Annotated in this window: 17 protein-coding genes; 7 read left to right on the top strand and 10 right to left on the bottom strand. The window is 59.0% G+C overall.

Going from position 1 to position 20,499, the window contains the following annotated elements; genetic code table 11:
- Positions 1–194: 194 nt before the first annotated feature.
- The 5 genes from CH92_RS08595 to CH92_RS08575 all read right to left on the bottom strand — a co-directional run bounded on the left by CH92_RS08595 (position 195) and on the right by CH92_RS08575 (position 4,447).
- Positions 195–488: a flagellar protein FliT gene (locus CH92_RS08595; protein WP_025241368.1), complete on the bottom strand. Its 294-nt coding sequence runs from the start codon at positions 486–488 to the stop codon at positions 195–197.
- Positions 489–555: 67 nt separating this feature from the next.
- Positions 556–942 (bottom strand): flagellar export chaperone FliS, encoded by a 387-nt coding sequence (gene fliS / locus CH92_RS08590; RefSeq protein ID WP_025241367.1) that lies wholly within the window; start codon positions 940–942, stop codon positions 556–558.
- Positions 943–1,376: 434 nt separating this feature from the next.
- On the bottom strand, positions 1,377–2,798 hold the full coding sequence (gene fliD, locus CH92_RS08585; protein ID WP_025241366.1) for a flagellar filament capping protein FliD: 1,422 nt from the start codon (positions 2,796–2,798) through the stop codon (positions 1,377–1,379).
- Between the two features lie 56 nt (positions 2,799–2,854).
- Positions 2,855–3,217 (bottom strand): flagellar protein FlaG, encoded by a 363-nt coding sequence (locus CH92_RS08580; protein WP_167332185.1) that lies wholly within the window; start codon positions 3,215–3,217, stop codon positions 2,855–2,857.
- Positions 3,218–3,286: 69 nt separating this feature from the next.
- Positions 3,287–4,447 carry a flagellin gene (locus tag CH92_RS08575; RefSeq protein WP_025241364.1) on the bottom strand — a complete coding sequence of 387 codons (1,161 nt, stop codon included), beginning with the start codon at positions 4,445–4,447 and terminating at the stop codon, positions 3,287–3,289.
- A gap of 447 nt (positions 4,448–4,894) precedes the next feature.
- On the opposite strand from CH92_RS08575, the gene mntA reads away from it, so the two are divergent.
- Complete coding sequence (gene mntA, locus CH92_RS08570) at positions 4,895–5,278, top strand: type VII toxin-antitoxin system MntA family adenylyltransferase antitoxin (RefSeq protein ID WP_025241363.1); 384 nt, start codon at positions 4,895–4,897, stop codon at positions 5,276–5,278.
- On the top strand, positions 5,266–5,688 hold the full coding sequence (gene hepT, locus CH92_RS08565) for a type VII toxin-antitoxin system HepT family RNase toxin (protein WP_025241362.1): 423 nt from the start codon (positions 5,266–5,268) through the stop codon (positions 5,686–5,688). Before mntA ends, hepT begins: the two co-directional genes overlap by 13 nt.
- 133 nt (positions 5,689–5,821) lie before the next feature.
- Here hepT and ligA read toward each other — a convergent pair whose 3' ends face one another.
- The 4 genes from ligA to moaA form a co-directional block, all read right to left on the bottom strand.
- A complete protein-coding gene (gene ligA, locus CH92_RS08560; RefSeq protein WP_025241361.1) occupies positions 5,822–8,188 on the bottom strand; it encodes an NAD-dependent DNA ligase LigA in 2,367 nt (788 codons plus the stop codon).
- Positions 8,189–8,515: 327 nt separating this feature from the next.
- Entirely contained in the window at positions 8,516–9,334 is an 819-nt protein-coding gene (gene zipA, locus CH92_RS08555; protein ID WP_025241360.1) for a cell division protein ZipA, read from the bottom strand.
- Positions 9,335–9,516: 182 nt separating this feature from the next.
- Positions 9,517–13,005: a chromosome segregation protein SMC gene (smc, locus tag CH92_RS08550; RefSeq protein WP_025241359.1), complete on the bottom strand. Its 3,489-nt coding sequence runs from the start codon at positions 13,003–13,005 to the stop codon at positions 9,517–9,519.
- Positions 13,006–13,378: 373 nt separating this feature from the next.
- Positions 13,379–14,374 (bottom strand): GTP 3',8-cyclase MoaA, encoded by a 996-nt coding sequence (moaA, locus tag CH92_RS08545; protein ID WP_025241358.1) that lies wholly within the window; start codon positions 14,372–14,374, stop codon positions 13,379–13,381.
- A 218-nt stretch (positions 14,375–14,592) separates the two neighbouring features.
- Here moaA and CH92_RS08540 point away from each other — a divergent pair, with 218 nt between their 5' ends.
- Positions 14,593–15,465: an ion transporter gene (locus CH92_RS08540; RefSeq protein WP_025241357.1), complete on the top strand. Its 873-nt coding sequence runs from the start codon at positions 14,593–14,595 to the stop codon at positions 15,463–15,465.
- A 123-nt stretch (positions 15,466–15,588) separates the two neighbouring features.
- On the top strand, positions 15,589–16,002 hold the full coding sequence (locus CH92_RS08535) for a CopD family protein (protein WP_025241356.1): 414 nt from the start codon (positions 15,589–15,591) through the stop codon (positions 16,000–16,002).
- A 74-nt stretch (positions 16,003–16,076) separates the two neighbouring features.
- Here CH92_RS08535 and CH92_RS08530 read toward each other — a convergent pair whose 3' ends face one another.
- Complete coding sequence (locus CH92_RS08530; RefSeq protein ID WP_025241355.1) at positions 16,077–16,541, bottom strand: DUF2231 domain-containing protein; 465 nt, start codon at positions 16,539–16,541, stop codon at positions 16,077–16,079.
- A gap of 144 nt (positions 16,542–16,685) precedes the next feature.
- Here CH92_RS08530 and coxB point away from each other — a divergent pair, with 144 nt between their 5' ends.
- Genes coxB through CH92_RS08515 form a run of 3 tightly spaced genes read left to right on the top strand, consistent with a single transcriptional unit; the run spans position 16,686 to position 20,466 of the window.
- Positions 16,686–17,579 (top strand): cytochrome c oxidase subunit II, encoded by an 894-nt coding sequence (gene coxB / locus CH92_RS08525; protein ID WP_025241354.1) that lies wholly within the window; start codon positions 16,686–16,688, stop codon positions 17,577–17,579.
- Positions 17,576–20,107, top strand: a complete 2,532-nt coding sequence (gene ctaD, locus CH92_RS08520; RefSeq protein WP_025241353.1) for a cytochrome c oxidase subunit I — start codon at positions 17,576–17,578, stop codon at positions 20,105–20,107. Before coxB ends, ctaD begins: the two co-directional genes overlap by 4 nt.
- On the top strand, positions 20,107–20,466 hold the full coding sequence (locus tag CH92_RS08515; RefSeq protein ID WP_025241352.1) for a hypothetical protein: 360 nt from the start codon (positions 20,107–20,109) through the stop codon (positions 20,464–20,466). Before ctaD ends, CH92_RS08515 begins: the two co-directional genes overlap by 1 nt.
- Positions 20,467–20,499 lie beyond the last annotated feature (33 nt).

Below are 20,499 nucleotides of genomic sequence, written 5' to 3'. Positions count from 1 at the left end.
CAGGCGTTCCGGACCGTCGTTGCGGTGGTTTGAATAAGCACCAGCCACCCTACGTGACCCGTAGGGTGGGTTTCAGCCCACCAAAACTGCCCGCCAATCTGCTTGGGCGAAGCTCTGCCAGGGTGGAGCCGAGAAGCGCTTCCCACCGAGGCGCGCTTGCCGTTTCCGATCGTTGGTATCGCGATAATGCCGCCTCAACCCAACGGTTTATAGGCTTGATTGACGTGCTTCGACTGATTCAAGCGAGTCAGCTCATCGACCAGCCGCTCCCGTTCGCTACGCCCAGATAGCTGAAGCTCGTCATACAAATGCGACAGCTCCTCGAGCTGCTCGCGCAGGCTAGCATCAAAAGCATCTTCGTCACGCAATGCGGCGACCAGCGTGCGGCACTCATCATCCAGCGCCGTTATGGATTCCCAGTCGCCTGCTACCAAGGCATCGCGCAGCTTGCCGGTCAGCGTAGCGAATGCTTGTTTGCGTGGCTGCATGAAGGTCCTTGAAGGAAATCGAATGATTGGGCTAAAGCCGAACAAAAACCGGTATCGAAGAGAACACTTACGCCTTCGGCGCAATCTGATCCCAGGCCAGTTTGATCTCACCCAGCAGTTTGCCCACTTCGTTCAGCTTGTCGATATCGTTATGCCGACTCGCCTCGAATAGACGCATCGTCATGTATTCATAGAGGCGGTCGAGATTCTCCGCCAGTTCGCCACCGATACTCTTGTCGAGCCCGTCACGCAAGCCGCCAATGATGTTGATGGCCTTGCCAATAAGCACACCCTTTTCAGCAAACGCATCACGCTCCATGGCACCTTTCGCCTGAGCGATGCGGTCCAGGCCGCCCTGCATAAGCATCTGGATCAAGCGGTGCGGATCGGCCTCGTTGACCTGAACCTTAACGCCAACCTGCTGATACTGCTTCATTGCTGTCATTGCGTTCATTTGGATGAGCCCCTTGCCACATCAATTTGCATGTACAGCTTATCGGTCGGGGCGGCTCAAGCTTGATAGCAGTGTGGGAAAATTGATTGAAAAAAGAAAACCGCCTCGTGGGCGGGTTCTGATTGATAACGAATTTCACCAACCTGGCGGGCTCAACAGACCGTTTTCCGCACGCCACCTCGGAGCGAGGCTTAGCGCTTCAAGTGCCTTTACCTACATTCGCCGCGGGTCGCGCCTCCTACAGAAAGCGATGCGGCGGTGCTTGCTACTGTTGTGGGAGGCCCGCCTTGGGGCGAAGCTTTTAGCCGGTCGTGATGAGGCGTGCGGCGCTTTGTTGCTGGGCTGAAGCCCACCCTACCAAAGCCCTCCAGCTAGCCCGTAGAGGCCGGGCGACGCTCCGCTTCAGCCCACTGAAATCGCAGGCCAGCGTAAAATTAACTCTTGGCGTTATTCGCAGCCCAAGGCAGGTTTTCCAGCGATGCGATAAGGCTACTGGACGTATTGGACAACTGCCCCACCAACAAGTCCATCGCATTGAACTGCTTGTAAAGACGCTCCTGCAGCGAAGTTATGCGGCGGTCCAAATCTTCCTTCTGAACATCGATCTTCGAGATGGTCTCGGTCATCGCCTTGTTGCGCTGTTCAAGAATGCCACCGGTTTCGGTATACGGCTTCAGCTTGGCATCGAGGCGCGACGCAAGACCTGTGTCGCCAGCAAATAGCCCTGCCAATTCCTCGAAGCCGCTCTCCATCGCCGTATCGAGCTTATCGCTGTCAACTTTCAGGGTGCCGTCTTTCTGCGTGGTAACCCCTATATCCGTTAGCGCCCGGATAGCGCCTGAACCTTGAACGTTCACCAGCTCGTTTCGGATGGTACCGAGCAGTGTACGTGCGGTTGCGTCCCCGACCAGAGCCCCGGTTACCGGCGCCTTGCCATCGCCTACAGAAGTGACGTTGGTCTGAGCATTAATGACGCCAATGAGCTTGTTATAAGCGTCGACGAATGATTGAACCTGTTTCTTGACTCCCGCCTCGTCCAGCGTGACGCCAACCGTAATCGGCTTACCTGTTTCCGTCAGGCCTTTTAGGTCGAGCGTGACACCCTCAATGGCGGTATCGATCTTATTGGTAGCGCTGCTGATGTTCAGGCCATCGATGGTCAGTTCGGCGTTGGCAGCCTTGGAAACGACCCCCGCCGAACCATCGGCGCCTGGTGCAGCCGGCCCACCCGCGAAGGCGAGCTTGGACAGATCGCCCGTCGAACCGCTACTTACCGCGACGGTAATGTCCTCATTAACGCCGGTTTTCGAACTACTGAGCACTAGCCGCGAACCCGACGTATCGGTGACGATGGTTGCACTCAATCCCTTATCAGCGCCGGCCTTGTTAATCGCATCGCGGATACCCGCCAGCGTGTTATTGCTTTCATCCACAGTGATCGCCGGCAATGACTCATCGCCCACACTGACCGTCAACGTCCCACTGCCGAGCGTGACGGGAGCGGCGGTGTCATCCTTGATTGCCTGAAGCGCCACCTTGCTGCCCGCAGCAAGCTGAGTGACGTTTATTTGATAGCTGCCCGCACCGGCAGTTACGCCAGCGGTCACCGAGAGAAGATCAGCGTTGGATGTAGTAGCGGCGCGGGCCTTGAACAGCTCAGGCTTATTCAGATTTTCTAGAGCCGTCTGGAAATCACTGATGGCACTTTTCAATGCACCAACAGCAGTAATTTGGGTGGTGGTTTTCTTTTCGAGATTCGCGAGCTGCGTCTCTTTAGGTGCACGCTCAGCCGCGACCATGCTGGACACGATACTGTCGATGTCAATACCGGAACCAATACCTGTTACGCCAGCCATAGCCTTACCTCGTCAAGAAATTGTTAGCCGAGAAGCTCGATACAAAAATCGTACCGTCAAGCTTTGGCTTCGAATAGCAAACTACGCATCTCATCCAATCGCTCGGTGAGGCGAAGGATTTCCTCAGACGGTATCTGCCGAACGATCTTGCCTGACTCGCCATCAATCACGCGAACAACCACGTCACCAGTTGAATCGTCGACGCTGAAGCTCAAGTCTCGTTGGATATTCTGCATCTGCGACCGAAGCTTTTCGACCAGGTCTGCGGTGCTTTCCTGCTCTTGCGCTTTTGCCGGAGCCGTTGATGGCTGAAGCCTATCGGACGTAGAAAACCCAGCCTCCTTGAGGAGGCTGGGTGGCGATCCAGCTGTCATCTGCGTTTGCGGTGCGGCTCCGCCAGATAGTTTGCCGACGTCCATTGATTCACCTCTCATGAATCAATGAGAGTAGAGCACGGCCCTACCCTCATCATTAACGCCTTCTGCTTATTACTGCAGCAGACTCAGAACAGCCTGCGGCAGCTGCTTGGCCTGGGCGAGGATCGCAGTACCAGCCTGTTGCAGGATTTGGTTCTTGCTCAGGTTCGCGGTTTCGGCGGCGAAATCAGTGTCCTGAATGCGTCCGCGTGCAGCCGAAGCGTTTTCGCCGATGTTCTGCAAGTTGGCGATAGTGTTATCGAAGCGATTCTGTACAGCACCAAGGTCAGCGCGCTGAGAGTCAATCTGCTTGATTGCGCCGTCGATAATCTGAATCGCCGCCTGGGCACCAGCACCGTCTTCGTCGGCAACGTTTATTGATGCGACCGTTTTGTCTTCCGTTTCGGCGGCCGCGCCAACTACCGTTTTATCCGTGTCAGCAGTATAAGTTGCGCCGGTCACGGCAATCGTCATCGTTTCACCAGACGCTTTGGCTTCCAGGACCAAATTGCCGTCAGCGTCTTTGGAAGCAGTCGCAACGGCGCTAACGCCAGCATCTGCATTGAGCTTGGTGATTGCAGCATCGATATCATCACCGTCGGCGAGCGCTACATCGATTGCAGTTCCGCCATCGTACGTCACGGAAATTTGTCCAGCCGCGCCGTTAGGAGCAGCATATGTGCCTACGGTTTTGGCTGTAGTTGCGGGGGTAGTAACAGTCCCCTCCAAAGTAGCCGTGTCCATTTTTCCGATAGACACACTAATGGTCTCATTAGCGTTCGCACCCACCTGGAACGACTGAGTAGCGAAACTACCATCAAGCAATTTGCGTCCACCGAAGGTAGTGGTCTCGCTGATACGATCCATCTCGCTAACCAGCGCGGTAATCTCCTTCTGGATCGAGGTGCGGTCGTCCAGGTTGTTACTGCCGTTCGCTGCTTGCAGAGACAAGTCGCGCATCCGCTGCAGAATATTGGTCGACTGTTGCAGGGCACCTTCAGCGGTCTGTGCCAAGGAGATGCCATCATTTGCGTTGCGAACGGCCACATTCAAACCATTGATCTGGCTAGTCAAACGGTTCGAAATCTGCAAACCGGCGGCGTCGTCCTTGGCGCTGTTGATGCGGCTGCCAGTAGACAAGCGCTGCATAGAGGTGCTGAGCGCATTAGACGAGTTGCTAAGGTTGCGCTGAGTATTGAGCGACGCAATGTTTGTATTGACTGTAAGAGCCATGATGTGCCTCCAAGGGCGCTAGTTACTTTGGTTGCCTGAGCTTGCGACTCCGGGCCGGCTTTTGCCCAGGCACCCATTGAGTTCGCATTCGATTAGCTTATCGGCGTCGTTTCGGTGAGCTTTAGGAGGCAGTCGAAAATAATTTTACAAGCCCCGAAAACAACCTGTACGACACCGGCGAATCCGCCAACAAGCGAGCCCGCCTGCGAAGGTTTTCGGTCGGGTGACGAGATTCTTTAATGAAGAATTGGGGATTGAATGCGGGACGCGATTGCTAGCATGGACGGCAACGGGGCGCGTATGGCTCTGTGCAGTCCGAACGAGCGTTTCGCCGCGGGACGCGCCTCGCACGAGGTTCGTTGTAGACTCGCAGGGTGGGCGCGACCCGCCGATTCAATCGGCATCAAAGCGGCGGGGCGCAGCCGTCCTTCAGCTCGGCAGGTTTGTATGACGATCACACAAGTTGAGGCCGCACTTGGGCAGCATCCCAACATCCGGCTGGCCTACGTTTTTGGTTCAGTTGCCGCTGGCACGGCGCGAGGTAACAGCGATGTGGATGTCGCCGTTCTGTGCGACGGCCCCATGACGGCCAACCAGCAGATACAACTTATCTCGGATATTGCTGAAGCGACTGGCCGTGCCGTAGATCTTATTGACTTGGCAACGGTGGGCGAGCCCTTGCTCGGTCAGATACTTCAGCACGGGGTGCGCATCATTGGCGGAGCGGAACGGCATGCGCGGCTCGTATCGAAGCACATCCTCAACAACGAGGACTTCATGCCTTATGTTGAGCGATTGCTCGCCGAAAGGAGGCAGCGGTGGATAGGCTGATAGTCGAGCGAAAGATCGATTCGCTCCAACGGTGCCTTGAGCGTGTGCGAAGCAAGACGCCCGAAAGCGTCGACGACTTGCTTCATGACCTGGATCTGCAGGACGTGCTGGTTCTTAACTTGAGCCGAGCCGTACAGGTTTGCGTGGATATCGCCGTACACATTCTCAGCGAACGTAAGCAGCCACCCCCGGAAACGATGGGCAAGGCCTTCGATCTACTGGCTCAAGACGGCTTTATGGACCATGCGCTGGCCCAACGCCTGAAAAAATCGGTGGGTTTTCGCAACTTGGCGGTTCACAACTACGACGCCATCAATTGGGTGATCGTGCACACCATTGCGACCAAGCACCTCGCGGATTTCGAGGCTTTTGCCAGAACGGTGATTCGGCAATGTCTGGACAAGGGTTAGCTACTGTCGAAAAAACGCTGCTCTGGGCTTTCGCACCCGTTATAGATAAGCATCGGAGGGTTTCTCCCGCCCTACTGTTTACAGCTTAAACGAGGAGAACTCCAGCGCATACGTTCACCAGCACCGTGCAGGGCTAGGCTTCGAGGGTAGCGAGTCGTTGCAGGAAGGACTCTTCGTCAGCTACTTCGACGCCCAGTTCGTTGGCCTTCGTCAGTTTCGAACCCGCACCGGGCCCCGCGACCACCACGCTAGTCTTGGCTGAGACTGAACCCGATACTTTCGCCCCCAACGCTTCCAACCTGGCCTTGGCCTCGTCGCGGCTCATGCTTTCCAGGGTGCCGGTGAGCACCCAGGTCTGGCCCGCCAAAGGGAGTCCTTGCGCCGCCTTCCGTTCGCTTTGCCAATGCATCCCGAACTCACGTAGTTGGGCTTCGATAGTGCGGGCGCGCTCGGCGTTGGCCGGGTCGTCGAAATAGTCGCGCAAGGCGCGAGCCGCCTTCTCGTTGAGGCGCTCGACCTGACGCAAATCCAGCCAGTCGGCTCCGATGATGCCATCGAGGCTGCCGAAGCGATCAGCCAGACGTTGGGCGCCCGTACTGGCGATGAAGGGAATATTCAGTTTGTCGAGCAGCCCGGCTAATGTTGCGCAAGCCGCGAACTCGGAATGCACCTCGCCCTCCTCCTGCAACTGCACGCCGCGCTCGCGGAGCTGCTGGATGACTAACTGGTTATGCTCGTCCTCGAAGAAGCTGTGGATTTCGTGGGCGACTTCCAGACCGATATCCGGCAGATAGACCAGCACGTCCGGCATCGCTCGACTGATGCGATCGAGCGATCCCAGAGCACGCGCCAGCAGCTTGGCAGTGCCCTCGCCGACATCCGAAATTCCCAAGGCAAAGATGAAGCGTGCCAGGGACGGCGTACGACTGGCATCGATGGCTTTGAGCAGGTTGCGGCTCGACACCTCGGCGAAGCCTTCGAGCGCCAACACCTGCTCGAAGGTCAGGCAGTACAGATCGGCTGGCGAGCCGACCAGTCCGGTATCCACGAGCTGTTCGACGATCTTGTCCCCCAGGCCGTCAATATCCATCGCACGGCGCGAGACGAAGTGGATGATCGCCTGCTTGAGCTGCGCCTGACAGGCCAGGCGGCCGACACAACGATAGATAGAGCCCTCGCTGATCGATTCCCTGCCCTTGCTGCGTTTGATTAGCTGGGTGCGCTCTACGGCAGAGCCGCATACCGGGCATTGTTCAGGCACATGGACTTCACGTGCATGCTCGGGACGGCGCTCCGGGATAACCCCGAGAATCTGTGGAATGACGTCTCCGGCGCGCCGCACAATGACCGTGTCCCCGATCATCACACCCAGGCGTGCAACCTCGTCCATGTTGTGCAGCGTGGCGTTGGAAACCGTCACGCCGGCGACCTGTACGGGCTTCAGCCGCGCGACGGGCGTGATGGCGCCGGTTCGACCAACTTGGAATTCCACATCGAGCAGCTCGGTGACTTCCTCACGGGCGGGAAACTTATGCGCAATGGCCCAGCGCGGTTCGCGAGCGCGGAAGCCCAGCTCGCGCTGCTGGGCGGTCGAGTTGACTTTGAACACCACGCCGTCGATTTCATAAGGCAATGCGTCGCGCTTCTCGCCGATGGCATGAAAGTAGTCGCGACATTCCTTTACACCCTTGGCCAGTTTGAGCTCCCGGCTGATTGGTAAGCCCCAGCTTTTCAGCGCCTCGAGGATACCGATGTGGGTGTCCGGCAGGTCACCATCGCTGCGGCCGACGCCATAGGCACACAGCTCTAGCGGACGGCTGGCGGTAATCTTTGAATCCAGCTGGCGCAGGCTGCCAGCTGCCGCGTTGCGCGGGTTGGCGAATGGCTTGCCGCCCGCCTCCAACTGACGCGCATTGAGCCCCTCGAAGCCCGCCTTGGGCATATAGATTTCGCCTCGCACTTCCAACACGGCTGGCCAGCCGGTGCCCCGCAGTTTCAAAGGAATATTGCGAATGGTGCGCACATTGGCGCTGATGTCTTCGCCGGTGCTGCCGTCACCGCGGGTTGCGCCGCGCACCAGATTGCCATTCTCGTAAAGCAGGCTTACGGCTAAACCGTCGAGCTTCGGCTCACAGCTGTACTCCAGCTCGACACCGTCGCCGAGAAGATCGCCGGCTGGCAGATCCAGCCCTTCGCGAGCGCGCCGGTCGAAATCGATCAGGTCCTGCTCTTCGAAGGCATTGCCCAGGCTCAGCATCGGCACTTCATGGCGGATCTGGCCGAAGGCCGCCAACGCCGCGCCGCCGACCCGCTGAGTTGGCGAGTCCGGAGTAACCAACTCAGGATGCTCGCCCTCAAGCGTCCTGAGCTCTTTGAACAAGCGGTCATACTCCGCGTCGGGGACGCTGGGCTCGTCGAGCACGTAGTAACGGTAGTTGTGGGCGTCGATTTCACTGCGCAGTTCGGCGATGCGCTCGGCGGCGGTTTGAGCGGAAGGCATATGACGGAGCCGTAGCTGTGGCAATGCTGATCAGACAATCTCAGCGCGCCGTTGGTTGATATGAAGCGCGGAATTTTAGCCGATCCTGCGGCTGGAGGCAGGTCGCGATGGTTTCAGGCGGCGGGGCGGGACTGGCAAGCCCTGATAGGCGCCGTACGGCATTCCGCTTCAGCTCGCCGCAGAAGCTGCTCGATGAGAAAGCGGTGGGCTGAAATCGACCCTACGCAACTGGCGCGCATGCGTTGCTCTTTTGAGCAACCCGACCAGCGATGTTTTTCGCTCGCTTCTCCACCCACAAAAAAAACCGCTCCTGAGAGCGGTTTTGGGTCAACGTTTGGTAGTAGTCATCTGCCGGCGTTCGTAATCGACGATGCGCTGGCGGTAGTGTTCGATGGTCTGGGCCGTCAACACACTGCGTTGATCATCCTTGAGCTCGCCGTTGAGTTCCTGCGACAGCTTACGGGCGGCAGCAACCATCACATCGAAGGCCTGCTTGGGATGGCGGGGGCCAGGCAAGCCGAGGAAGAAGCTCACGGCCGGCGTCGTGAAGTGGTCGATATCGTCCAGATCGAAGGTACCGGGCTTGACCGCGTTGGCCATGGAAAACAGCACTTCGCCGTTGCCCGCCATGCTTTCGTGACGATGGAAGATATCCATTTCGCCGAACCGCAGACCGCTCTCCAGAATATTCTGCAGCAACGCGGGCCCACGGAAGCCATGCGGATCGCGGGAAATTACGTTGATGACCAGCACTTCCTCAACCGGGGGCAAATCCTGATCGGATGCGCTTGCCGTTTCATCGTCGCCCGCTACCGGATCCAGCAAGGTTGGGACCGGTTCTTCATCAGAGAAATGCAGGTCGCCCTGTTGGGGATCGCTGTTGCGGCGCTTGCTCGTCTCGCGCGCGCTCATCGAGGGAAGATCGGATTCGTCCCAGGCTGGCTCGTTGTTGCGGCTCACGACTCGTGGCGGCCCCAGCAGCTCGTTGGAATCGTCATCGTCTGGCAGATTGCTCGCGATATTGCGGTCCAGCTTGAACTTCAACTTGCCCTTGCTACCGCGCATCCGCCGCCAGCCATCGAAAAGAATGCCGGCGATGACAATGATGCCGATGACGATCAGCCACTCGCGCAGACCGATATCCATTAATGCTTAAACCCCTGAAATCGATGATAAAGACGCAGATTCAAAGCCGCTGAACAGGCCCATCTGCGCATCGTAAAAATTGCGCTCTAAACTAGCACGACGAACGGTAGATGTGCACCGCCCAGCACGGCTCTTTTATTGGTCTCCGCATACTCTTGATGTTCCTTGGAAACGAGCACGACTCAAGCCTCCACGAGCGCCACCGCCTGCTCCACGTCGACCGCTACCAGCCTCGAGCAACCCGGCTCGTGCATGGTCACCCCCATTAGCTGGTCGGCCATTTCCATCGCGATCTTGTTATGCGTGATGTAGATGAACTGCACCTTCTCCGACATTTCCTTGACCAGACGCGCATAGCGCCCAACGTTGGCGTCGTCCAATGGCGCATCCACCTCATCGAGCATGCAGAACGGTGCCGGATTGAGCTGGAAGATCGCAAACACCAATGCCAGAGCGGTCAGAGCCTTTTCCCCACCCGATAGCAGGTGGATGGTGCTGTTTTTCTTGCCCGGCGGACGCGCCATGATCGCCACCCCGGTATCGAGTAAATCTTCTCCGGTAAGTTCCAGATAAGCGTTGCCACCGCCGAAAACCTTAGGGAAAAGCGCCTGCAGGCCGCCATTGATCTGATCAAACGTCTCTTTGAAACGATTACGGGTTTCCTTGTCGATCTTGCGGATGACGTTTTCCAACGTATCCAGTGCCTCGGTAAGGTCGTCGTTCTGTGCATCGAGATAACGTTTGCGTTCCGACTGCTGCTGATACTCATCGATCGCTGCAAGGTTAATCGGGCCCAGACGCTGAATACGTCCACCTAGACGTTCCAGTTCAGCCTCCCATTCCGATTCGTTAGCCCCGGCAGGTAGCGTCGCGAGTACACCGTGCAAATCGAAGCCGTCTTCATACAGCTGATCTTGCAATGCCTTGCGTCGGACGTTGAGCGCTTGCCATTCCATCCGCTGCTGCTCGAGCTGGCCGCGTAACAGCTGCGCCTGTTGCTCGGCTTGAGTCCGACGTTTTTCGGCATCGCGCAGGTCACGATCGGCATCTTCGAGCGCCAAGCGCGCCAGTTTGAGCTCCTCTTCCACTCCCATGCGCCGCTCCAGCAGCTCTTCGAGCTTCATGCGCAGTTCTTCGAGTGGCGCCTCGCCCTCCTCCAGATTCAGGTTGAGCTGCTCGCGCCGCTCCACGACACGTTCGAACTGCTGTTCGAGGCGCTCCAGTGCCTGGCGAGTCGAATCGGATTGTGCTTTCAGCGATCCCACTCGAACAGCCAGTTGGTGCACATGATCCTTTTGCTGGCGGGCCTCCTGTCGGATGCGATCGAGCTGTTCGCGAGTGCCGTCGCGACTCGCCAGCAACGTCTCGCGCTGCTCGGTATCAAGCGCCATTGCGTCGAGTGCATCCTGCAGATGCAACCGAGCTTCGCCCAGCTGTTCGGTTTCCAAGGCGCGCTGCTCGGACAACTCGAACAGCTCTTCCTCCAGGCGACGACGGCGCAAGCTCAGCTGTTCCAGCTTGGCTTGACTGGCGGATAGGCGGGCATTCAGCTCACCCTGCTGACGGGACAGATCCTGATGATCACGGCGCAGCTGCTCGCGTCGATCTTCCTTTTCGCGCTGCGCCTCGCGAAGCCGCCCGAGCTGGTCGCCCAGTACGTCCAGACTTGCCTCGCGTTCATCACGTTCGGCCTGGAGCCTTTCAAGCTCCTGGCCACGTGCCAATAACCCGGACTCGGCCTCCCCGGCCCGCCGGACCCTCAGAAAGTGTCGGCCCACCCAGTAACCGTCACGGCTGATGAGGCTTGCGTCAGCGGCCAGCGAACCACGCTGCGCCAGCGCCTGCTCAAGATCCTCAACCGGCCGTACTCGTCCTAGCCAGGGAGAAAGGTCGACGGCTGATTCCACCTTGTCCAGCAAGCTGCCATTGACCGCTCCGCCTGCTGGAGATGGACTGGCCAGGCGCAGTTCACCCAGCCCGAAGCTGCTCATATCAAGGTCGTCGAACGAATCCAGCAGCACCGCCTGCAGGTCCGCGCCCAGTACGGTTTCGACCGCCAACTCCCAACCCGGCTCGACGCGAAGCCCTTCGGCGAGACGCGGCTCCTGATCGAGGCCTCGTTCCTGCAACCACTCCGACACGCCCTTGCCTGGGTCCATCGCAGCCTGTTGCAAGGCTTCCAGCGACGCAATGCGACCATTCAGCCGTTGGAGTTCGCCCTGCGCCTGCTGCTCGGCCTGCGTAACCTGCCGTATCTGCTCGCGTAGCTGCTCGAGCTGCTGATCGGCCTCTTCCTGTGCGGCCGATAGCTCTTCAAGATTCAATTCGCCAACGGCCAGCAATTCGCTCATCTCGGCCACCGCGGCATCTTCCGGATCACCGGCGAGTGAGGTGCGCTCGTCGTCCAGGCGACGTTGGCGCTCAAGCAATCGCTCAAGGCTCTGCTCCAGTTGCTGGATGCGCGACTGCTGCACCTCCGACGCGCGACGTGGCTCGGCGCTCTGCTGGTTGAAGCGCTCCCACTGCTCCTGCCAGCGCTGCATGGTGGCTTCCGCCTCCTCGAGTTGCGCGGAGGCTTCCTCCGCGGCGGCATCTGCGATGTCCTGTTCCGGCTCGAGCATTGCCAGCTCCTCGCCGAGGGTGGCGAGCAAGGTGCGGTCATGGCCCAGGTGCGATTCGGTCTCCAGCCGCGCCTGTTCCGCTTCACGCAGATCGTCCTGTAACTGGCGCAAACGCTGCTGGCCGTGCTGGATGCTTTGTTCGACCCGTGCGATGTCGCCGCCGACCGAGTAGAAGCGCCCTTGGATTAAGTTGAACCGCTCGGAGAGTTCATGATGGCCGTCGCGCAGGCGCTCGATACTGGCGTCCGCATTGCGCTGCTCGGCGACCAGCGCCTCGAAACCGACCTCCTGATCGCCGATGACCTGCTCGCGCTGGCCGACCTGATCATTCAGCGCTTGCCAGCGCAAGGCTGACAGTTGCGCCTTAAGCTGGCGCTCCTCGGCCTTGTATTCCTGATATTTCTCCGCCGACTGGGCCTGGCGGTGCAGGCGCTCGAGCTGGCGTTCAAGCTCTTCGCGCAAATCGGTCAGTCGCGCAAGGTTTTCGTGGGTGCGGCGAATGCGGTTTTCAGTTTCGCGACGACGCTCCTTGTACTTGGAGATGCCCGCCGCCTCCTCGATGAAATTGCGCAAATCCTCCGGCTTGGCCTCGATCAGTTTGGAAATCATGCCCTGTTCGATGATCGAATAGCTGCGCGGGCCCAGACCGGTGCCGAGAAAGATGTCGGTGATATCGCGGCGGCGGCACTTCACGCCATTGAGAAAATAGGTGTTCTGCGCGTCGCGCGTGACCCGGCGGCGAATGGATATCTCGGCGAACGCCGCGTATTCGCCCGTCAGGGTGCCATCGGAATTGTCGAAGATCAGCTCGATGCTGGCCTGGGTCACCGGCTTGCGGGTGTTGGAGCCGTTGAAGATGACGTCGGTCATCGACTCGCCGCGCAGGTTCTTCGCAGAGCTCTCGCCCATCACCCAGCGCACGGCGTCGATAATGTTGGACTTGCCGCAGCCGTTGGGCCCGACGACGGCCGCCATATTGCTCGGGAAGCTGACCGTTGTCGGATCGACGAAGGATTTGAAGCCGGCGAGCTTGATGCTTTTCAGACGCATGCGGGCCTATCCGTGGCAGTCAGCGTGAGGAGCAAGCAAAGTCGCCGTGAACATCGTGATTCCTGGCATCGAGTGGTTGCCGTGCAAAACGGCGGAGTTTATCACGCTGTTTTGCCGCCATCGCGGAGCATAGATGCGCAGTGCTTCAAGCAATCGAGAATCGATGCGAACATGGGTTGGCCGAGAGGATGCGATGTCTAGTGTGGGCTTCAGCCCACCGACAGCGATAACCGAGGCGCTTCGCCACTGCTTCGGTGTGGCCCAAGTTATGTTCAGGTGGATTGAAGCGGAACGCCGCACGGCCCAGCCTATTGCTGAAACCGAACGCTGGTTGGCTCTAGCTTTTTCGTAAGAATTTCATCTGCGGCTCGCTTCAGCCGCCCGTCATGCTCATGAAGCGCACCACTTGAACCTGCTCGTCAGTACGGAATTCATGCTTCTCCGGCTTGAGCTGCAGCGCGTCGACCAGCGCCTGGCGCAGTCGCTCGCTGTCGCCCGGATAGCGACGCATCAGGGTCTTGAGATCGAGCGCGCCCTCGTGTCCCAGGCATAGCACCAGCTTGCCTTCAGCCGTGACACGCACTCGGTTGCAGCTTCCGCAAAAATTGTTGCTGTGCGGCGAAATGAAGCCGACTTGGGTTTCGCTACCGGCAACCTGCCAATAACGCGACGGGCCTCCGGTGGTATGGCTGCTGCGGATCAGCTGATGCCCTAGCTCGATGCGCTCACGTACCTCCTCACTGGAACAGAAGGTGATTTCACGCTCATGGCTGGAGATGTTTCCGAGCGGCATTTCCTCGATGAAGCTGATGTCCAGTCCGCGGTCGACGGCGAAATTCACCAGATCCAACACCTCGTCATCGTTCCTGCCTTTCTGAATCACACTGTTGAGCTTGATCCTGCGGAAACCTGCACTGCGCGCTGCATCGATGCCTTCGATGACCTGATGAAGCATGTCACGGCGGGTCAGCTCGGCAAACCGCTCGCGCTTGAGCGAATCGAGACTGATATTGAGACGTCTGACACCTGCCTCGCGCAGTGCTGTCGCGAGTACTGGCAGTTGCGAGCCGTTAGTGGTGATGGCTAGATCTTCCAGCTCTTCACGGGCGCCCAGACGCTCCAGCAAGCTCGGCAAGCCTTTGCGTACCAGCGGTTCACCGCCGGTTACACGAATACGTTTGACGCCCAGGCTAATGAACGCATCGGCCACGGCGTAGAGCTCTTCCAATGTGAGGATTTGCGCGCGCGGAGCGAAGACCATGTCTTCGCTCATGCAATAGGTGCAGCGAAAATCGCAGCGGTCAGTAACCGACAGTCTGAGGTAGGTGATGCGTCGGCCGAACGGATCGACCAACTGAGATTCTGGCATGTCGCTCTCCAAGGCTTGATGCGCGCCCCCTAAGACTATTCCGGAACGTGACACGAGGCAAAGGTATGAAGCTGAATGGTTTCTACCGGAGCGGCGTCACAAATCCCGCTGAAGAGATCGTCCTGGTTTTTTGCACCGCGTCCGCAACGATGTTTTGCTACTGCGGTTCGAACACAAGGATAATTTCACTTTCACCGATTTGCCGGGAGCTTACGCACATGGACAACGACGCCCTCAGATCGATGGGCTGGCGCGAGCGCCTCTACGTCATCATTTTCTTTACCAATACGCCAGCAGGTAAACGCTTCGACACCTGGTTACTGGTATTCATCTTTGCCAGTCTCATAGTCGTGATGCTCGACAGCGTGGCTGTTTACAGTGATCGGTACGGTGTTCTGCTGGACGGGCTCGAGTGGTTGTTTACAGGCATCTTTCTGATCGAGTATCTGGTGCGCATTTACTGCCATCCAGAGCCACGCAAGTACGTATTCAGCTTCTACGGCGCGATCGATGTCCTGTCGGTGGTGCCTGCCTTTATTGCGCTGCTATATCCAGACGCCGAATATCTGTTGGTGGTGCGCGCCATCCGCATGCTTAGAGTGTTTCGCGTATTAAAGCTGACTCACTACCTGAGCCAGGCCAACTTTTTGATGGTCGCTCTTCGCGGCAGCAAACAGAAAATCGTGGTCTTTCTGCTCAGTGTCACCACCATGGTCCTGGTGTTTGGCACCTTGATGTATGTGATCGAGGGTCCATCGAGAGGCTTCACCAGCATTCCGATGAGCATCTATTGGGCAATCGTAACCATTACCACCGTCGGGTTTGGTGACATCGTGCCCCATACGCCACTCGGCAAGGCAGTGGCGAGCATGGTGATGATCACGGGTTATTCGATCATTGCCGTACCCACCGGAATCTTCACAGCCGAACTGGCTACAGCGATGCGGGCAGACAGCCTGCAGCATCGATGCCCAACTTGCGAAAAGCTCAGCCACGAAGCCAACGCGGCCTTTTGTAGCCGCTGCGGCAGCCAGCTGTTCAGGCCAAAGGCGCGTGACAGCGAAGAACCTCAAGCTACACCAGATCAATAGGCCGACTGGACCGCTGTGACTCAGCGACAATCGCGCTGACCCCAATCCCGGCACTCGATCCGAACCGCCCCAGTACGAGGTTGTCACAACCTCTGACTTGCCGCGGGCTGGATGGAGACATGAATGCCCTTGCTCAAATTGGTGCACTTTGCGGGCCTGCTGTGCTGGTGCGGCACCCTGCTTTATCTGCCGGCGCTGATCGCAGCAGGCACTCGACGCAGCGAACCACTCTTCTACCGTGACCATGCGCATCTGACGCGCATGGTCTTCAACCTGATCGGCACGCCTGCCGCCCTGATTGCAATTGCATCAGGCACTGCGCTGTTCCTGAGCGAAGCGCTTGTTGCTGGATGGTTGATCGTCAAGCTCAGCACTGTCGCGGGGATGGTGCTCTGCCATGCGCTCTGCGGTGTGCTGGTACTGCACATCGAGCGTGCACCGGAGCAAAGCGTGAGCGTTCGCTGTCGATTTCTCGGTGCGGTCGCCGCGACCTTCATAACCGCGACGCTTTGGTTGGTGCTGGCAAAGCCCTTCTAGCCCGTGCCCCGAACCGCTCGATCAATTCGAATAAGCCCATGACCGAACGATCCCAACACCGTGCCGTTATCAGCTCAGACCTTCTCCAGATCGACTCCGACGGCGTGTTCGTAGACCAGTCGTCCACCGAGATAAGCGGCGAGGGATATGAGTACGGCCGTGATGCCAGACAGGTACAGCGCCCACAACTGCATGCTCTGCGCATCGTTCTGGTAGCGCAGCAGCCAGTTCAGCGAAGCCAGCGACAGCATCATCACCGCGAGGATGGCATGACACCAGGCGGTGATTTTGTGGCGGATCTCGCGCACCGTTACCAGATCGATCAGACCGAAGATGCTGGCGATCCAGCCACCCAGCGCGCCCACACCGGACAGCCACAAACCGGCACGCCACCAGAAACCATCCAGCGTCCAGAGGTGGGCGAGATCCACCGGCAGCAAGCCGATCAATGCGGCGACAGGGAAATGAATCAGCATCGGGTGCAGCGGGTGGCCGGCTATCGCAGCACGGCTGTGGATGGAGTCTCTGTAACGGGCCATTCAGCGCTCCGGCAGCATTTCGTGGGGATCGGCGACCGCGCCAAACGAGCCGGCAGCCTAATGAAATGGACCACTTTGGCGCTGGCAGTTCCTTTATTGGCCGCGTGTGGCGGTCCGCTGTCGTCACTCAATCCAGCCAGCCACATGGCGCGCCAGGTGGCGAACGTCTGGTGGGGAATGTTCGCCTTCGCCACGCTGGTGCTGGTCGCCGTAAGCGCATTGTGGATCTACGCGCTGGCACGCAAGCCACGTGAAACCAGCAAAGAGCAGGCACTCAAGATCAATCGCCGCTGGGTAATCGGCGGCGGCATCGTACTGCCAAGTCTGAGCATCGTTGTCCTGCTGATCTTCGGCATTCCTACCGGGCGCAGCATGATGCCATTGCCGGTGGACGGTGAGCAGCCGTTGAAAGTCGAGGTCACCGGCCATCAGTGGTGGTGGGAAGTTCATTACCCGGACAGCGGCGTGACCACTGCCAATCAGTTGATCATTCCAGCCGGCCGGTTGATCGATGTGAATGTCACCAGCGCCGATGTCATTCATTCGTTCTGGATTCCGCGGCTTGGCGGGAAAATGGACATGCTGCCAGGCCGCACCAATGTGATCCGCCTGCAGGCCGGCCATACGGGAATCTTTCACGGCCAGTGCTCTGAGTTCTGCGGTCTGCAACATGCGCATATGAAGCTGCATGTCGAGGCGCTGGACGAGGCAGGCTTCGCTGAGTGGGTCAACGAGCGTGAGAACCTCAGCATTACGCAACGTGCGCCGGGGGAAGCCGGTCAGGTGTTCGATGAACGCTGCGGTCAGTGCCACCGCGTCGCTGGCGTTTCCTCAGGCAATAGGGCTCCGGATCTCACCGACCTAGCCACCCGGCCGAACCTTGGCGCTGGGGTGATTGAAAACGACCATGAAGGCCTGCGCCGCTGGCTACGCGAACACAAGACGCTCAAGTTCGGCAATGGGATGCCCGCGCACGACGACGTCGCACCGCAAACACTCGATCAGATCGCCGACTGGCTGGAGACGCTCGCCCCATGAATCCAACCATCAGGGACAACGCCCCTTGCACCGATCCTGATCAGCTTCACGATCAGTTCAACGAAGTCTGGGGCAACCCGCGCGGATGGCGCGCGCTGACCATCGTCAACCACACCAGCATCGGCTTGCGCTTCCTCGTCACGGGTGCGGTGTTCTTCCTGATCGGCGGGCTGATGGCGATGCTGATCCGCACGCAACTTGCCCTGCCTGGCTATGTATTGATGGAGCCGGAGGTCTACAACCAGGTTTTCACCATGCACGGCTCGGTGATGATGTTCCTGTTTGCCGTCCCGATGATGGAAGGGCTGGCGGTTTATCTGATTCCAAAGATGATCGGGGCGCGTGACCTGATTTTCCCGCGTCTGTCGGCCCTCGGTTACTTCTGTTATCTATTCGGCGGAATCATCCTGCTGTCGAGCGTGTTTCTCGGCGTAGCGCCCAAAGCGGGCTGGTTCATGTACACCCCGCTATCCAGCTCAGCACACATGCCGGGGGTGAATTCTGACTTCTGGCTGTTGGGAATCACCTTCGTCGAGATTTCAGCTGTGAGTGCGGGCGTCGAGCTGGTGGTATCGATCCTGCGCACCCGCACCAACGGCATGGCGCTGCACAAAATGCCGCTCTATGCGTGGTACATCCTGGTGATGGCGCTAATGATCGTGTTCGGCTTCCCGCCGCTGATCCTCGGCAGCATTCTGCTGGAACTGGAGCGCGCCGCCGGCCTGCCCTTCTTCGATACCGCCAAGGGCGGCGATCCGGTGCTCTGGCAGCATCTGTTCTGGCTGTTCGGCCATCCCGAGGTGTACATCATCTTCCTGCCCGGAGCCGGCATCGTCTCGACGTTATTGCCCGTGTTCTGCCAACGGCCGCTGGTGGGGTATCGCTGGGTGGTGCTCGGCGTGCTGACTACCGGTTTTCTCAGCTTCGGGCTTTGGGTACACCACATGTTCACGGTGGGCATCCCCGCGCTGGCGCTGGGATTCTTCTCGGCGGCGAGCATGCTGGTGGCGATACCCACAGGCGTGCAGATTTTCGCCTGGATCGCCACGCTCTGGCTGGGCAAACCGGTCTATCACGTGCCGATGCTCTGGCTGGTCGGCTTTCTGATCGTCTTCGTCTGTGGCGGCCTGACCGGCGTAATGGTCGCCCTGGTGCCCTTCGATTGGCAGGTGCATGACACGCACTTCGTCGTCGCGCATATGCATTACGTACTGGTGGGCGGGATGTTCTTTCCGCTGATGGCCGGACTGTATTACTGGCTACCGCATTTTTCCGGTCGCATGCCCTCGGTGCGTCTGGGCCGCTGGGGCTTCTGGCTGGTGTTCATCGGCTTCAACACCACCTTCCTGATCATGCACTGGACCGGCCTGCTGGGCATGCCGCGCCGAGTCTATACCTACGACACAGGGCTGGGCTGGGACATACCCAACCTGATCTCGTCGATCGGCAGTTTCATCATGGCCATCGGCATCGGCACCATCCTGCTGGATATCGTTATGCACTTCCGCTTCGGTCAGCCGGCAAAAACCAATCCCTGGAAAGCCGATACGCTGGAATGGGCCACCAGCCTGCCGCCAAGCCCCTACAACTTCGTCAGCCTGCCGGATGTCACCGACCGGCATCCGCTGTGGAAGGACCCGGATCTGCCAAACAGCATCGCCCGCGCCGAGCACGCCTTGACCACTATCGATCACGGTCGGCGCGAAACCTGGGGTTCGGACCCGCTGAGCGGCGAGGTGCGCGAAGTCATTCACCTGCCGGGCAACAGCTGGTGGCCGTTCGTGGCCTCGGTTTTTCTCGCCGTGCTCTGCCTTAGCCTGCTGAACAAGTTCTACTGGGTCGCGCTTATTGCCACCTTCGCAACGCTGATCGCGCTCTTTCGCTGGTCCTGGGAAAACGGCGCACATCCGGCCGCCGCACCGGATGCGCGCACCCAGCCGGACGAGCCACCGCTACACTCACGCACCTTCGACGGTCCAGGATTGTGGGGCATGGGCGTCACCTTGCTGGCCAACGCCACCCTGTATCTGTCGCTGCTGTTCGGCTGGTTCTACCTGTGGACCGTTTCGCCGGGATGGCAGGTTCCGGAGCGATCCGATCTCAATGTCTGGCTGATGCTGGCCAGCGCCATTGTGCTGACGATCGGGACGCTGTGGATGCGAGTCATACCGGCGCGACTTCGCCGGGGCGACAACACCCGGTTGCAGAGCAATCTGGGCATGGTTGCAGCGATCGGCGTGGTCCAGTTCGCCATGCTGCTGTGGGTGTTGCTGAGCGCCAATCTACGAATCACCGAAACCGCCCACGATGCCGTGATCTTCGTGATCCTCGCCTACAGCCTGATCCACTGTGGCCTGGCGGCGATCTGCACGCTGCTGCAGATGCTGCGGGTGCATTACGGTTATGTTGGTGAGAAGGCGCCCTACGAACCCGTGGTGGTCGAGCAACTCTGGTACTACAACCTGGGGGTAGTCTGGAGCGCTTATGCGGCTATCGCTCTGTTCCCGTCGGCCGTGGGAGGTGCCTGATGAAGTATCGCCGCACCTCGATTTTCCATCCGATGCAGATCCCATTCGGGCTGACCATCTGGAGCCTCTGGTTCGCTGCCATGTATGGCTCGCAGGCCGTGATCTGCTCGATCGCGCCGCCGGATCCCGACCAGGACGTCTTCAACTGGCTGAACGCCAGTTTCGGCGTGCTCACCCTGATTGTGGTCGCGCTGCTGCTCTGGTTGGGCCGTCGATCCTGGAGGCTGTCGCGCAAGCCGCACGAACTCGACGAGCGGCAGGTGTTCGTCACCAAGGTGGCGTCGGGAATTCATTTCATCGCCGCGCTGGCAACCGTATTCGTCGGGCTTCAGCTGGCGTTCTTGCCGCCCTGTGTCTGACCGAACGGCAACCTGGGAACATTTCAGACCGAG

Source organism: Stutzerimonas stutzeri (assembly GCF_000590475.1).
Classification (GTDB): domain Bacteria; phylum Pseudomonadota; class Gammaproteobacteria; order Pseudomonadales; family Pseudomonadaceae; genus Stutzerimonas; species Stutzerimonas stutzeri_D.
The sequence above is the reverse complement of the archived record's forward strand: the minus strand, read 5'-3'. Positions and strand labels throughout refer to the sequence as shown.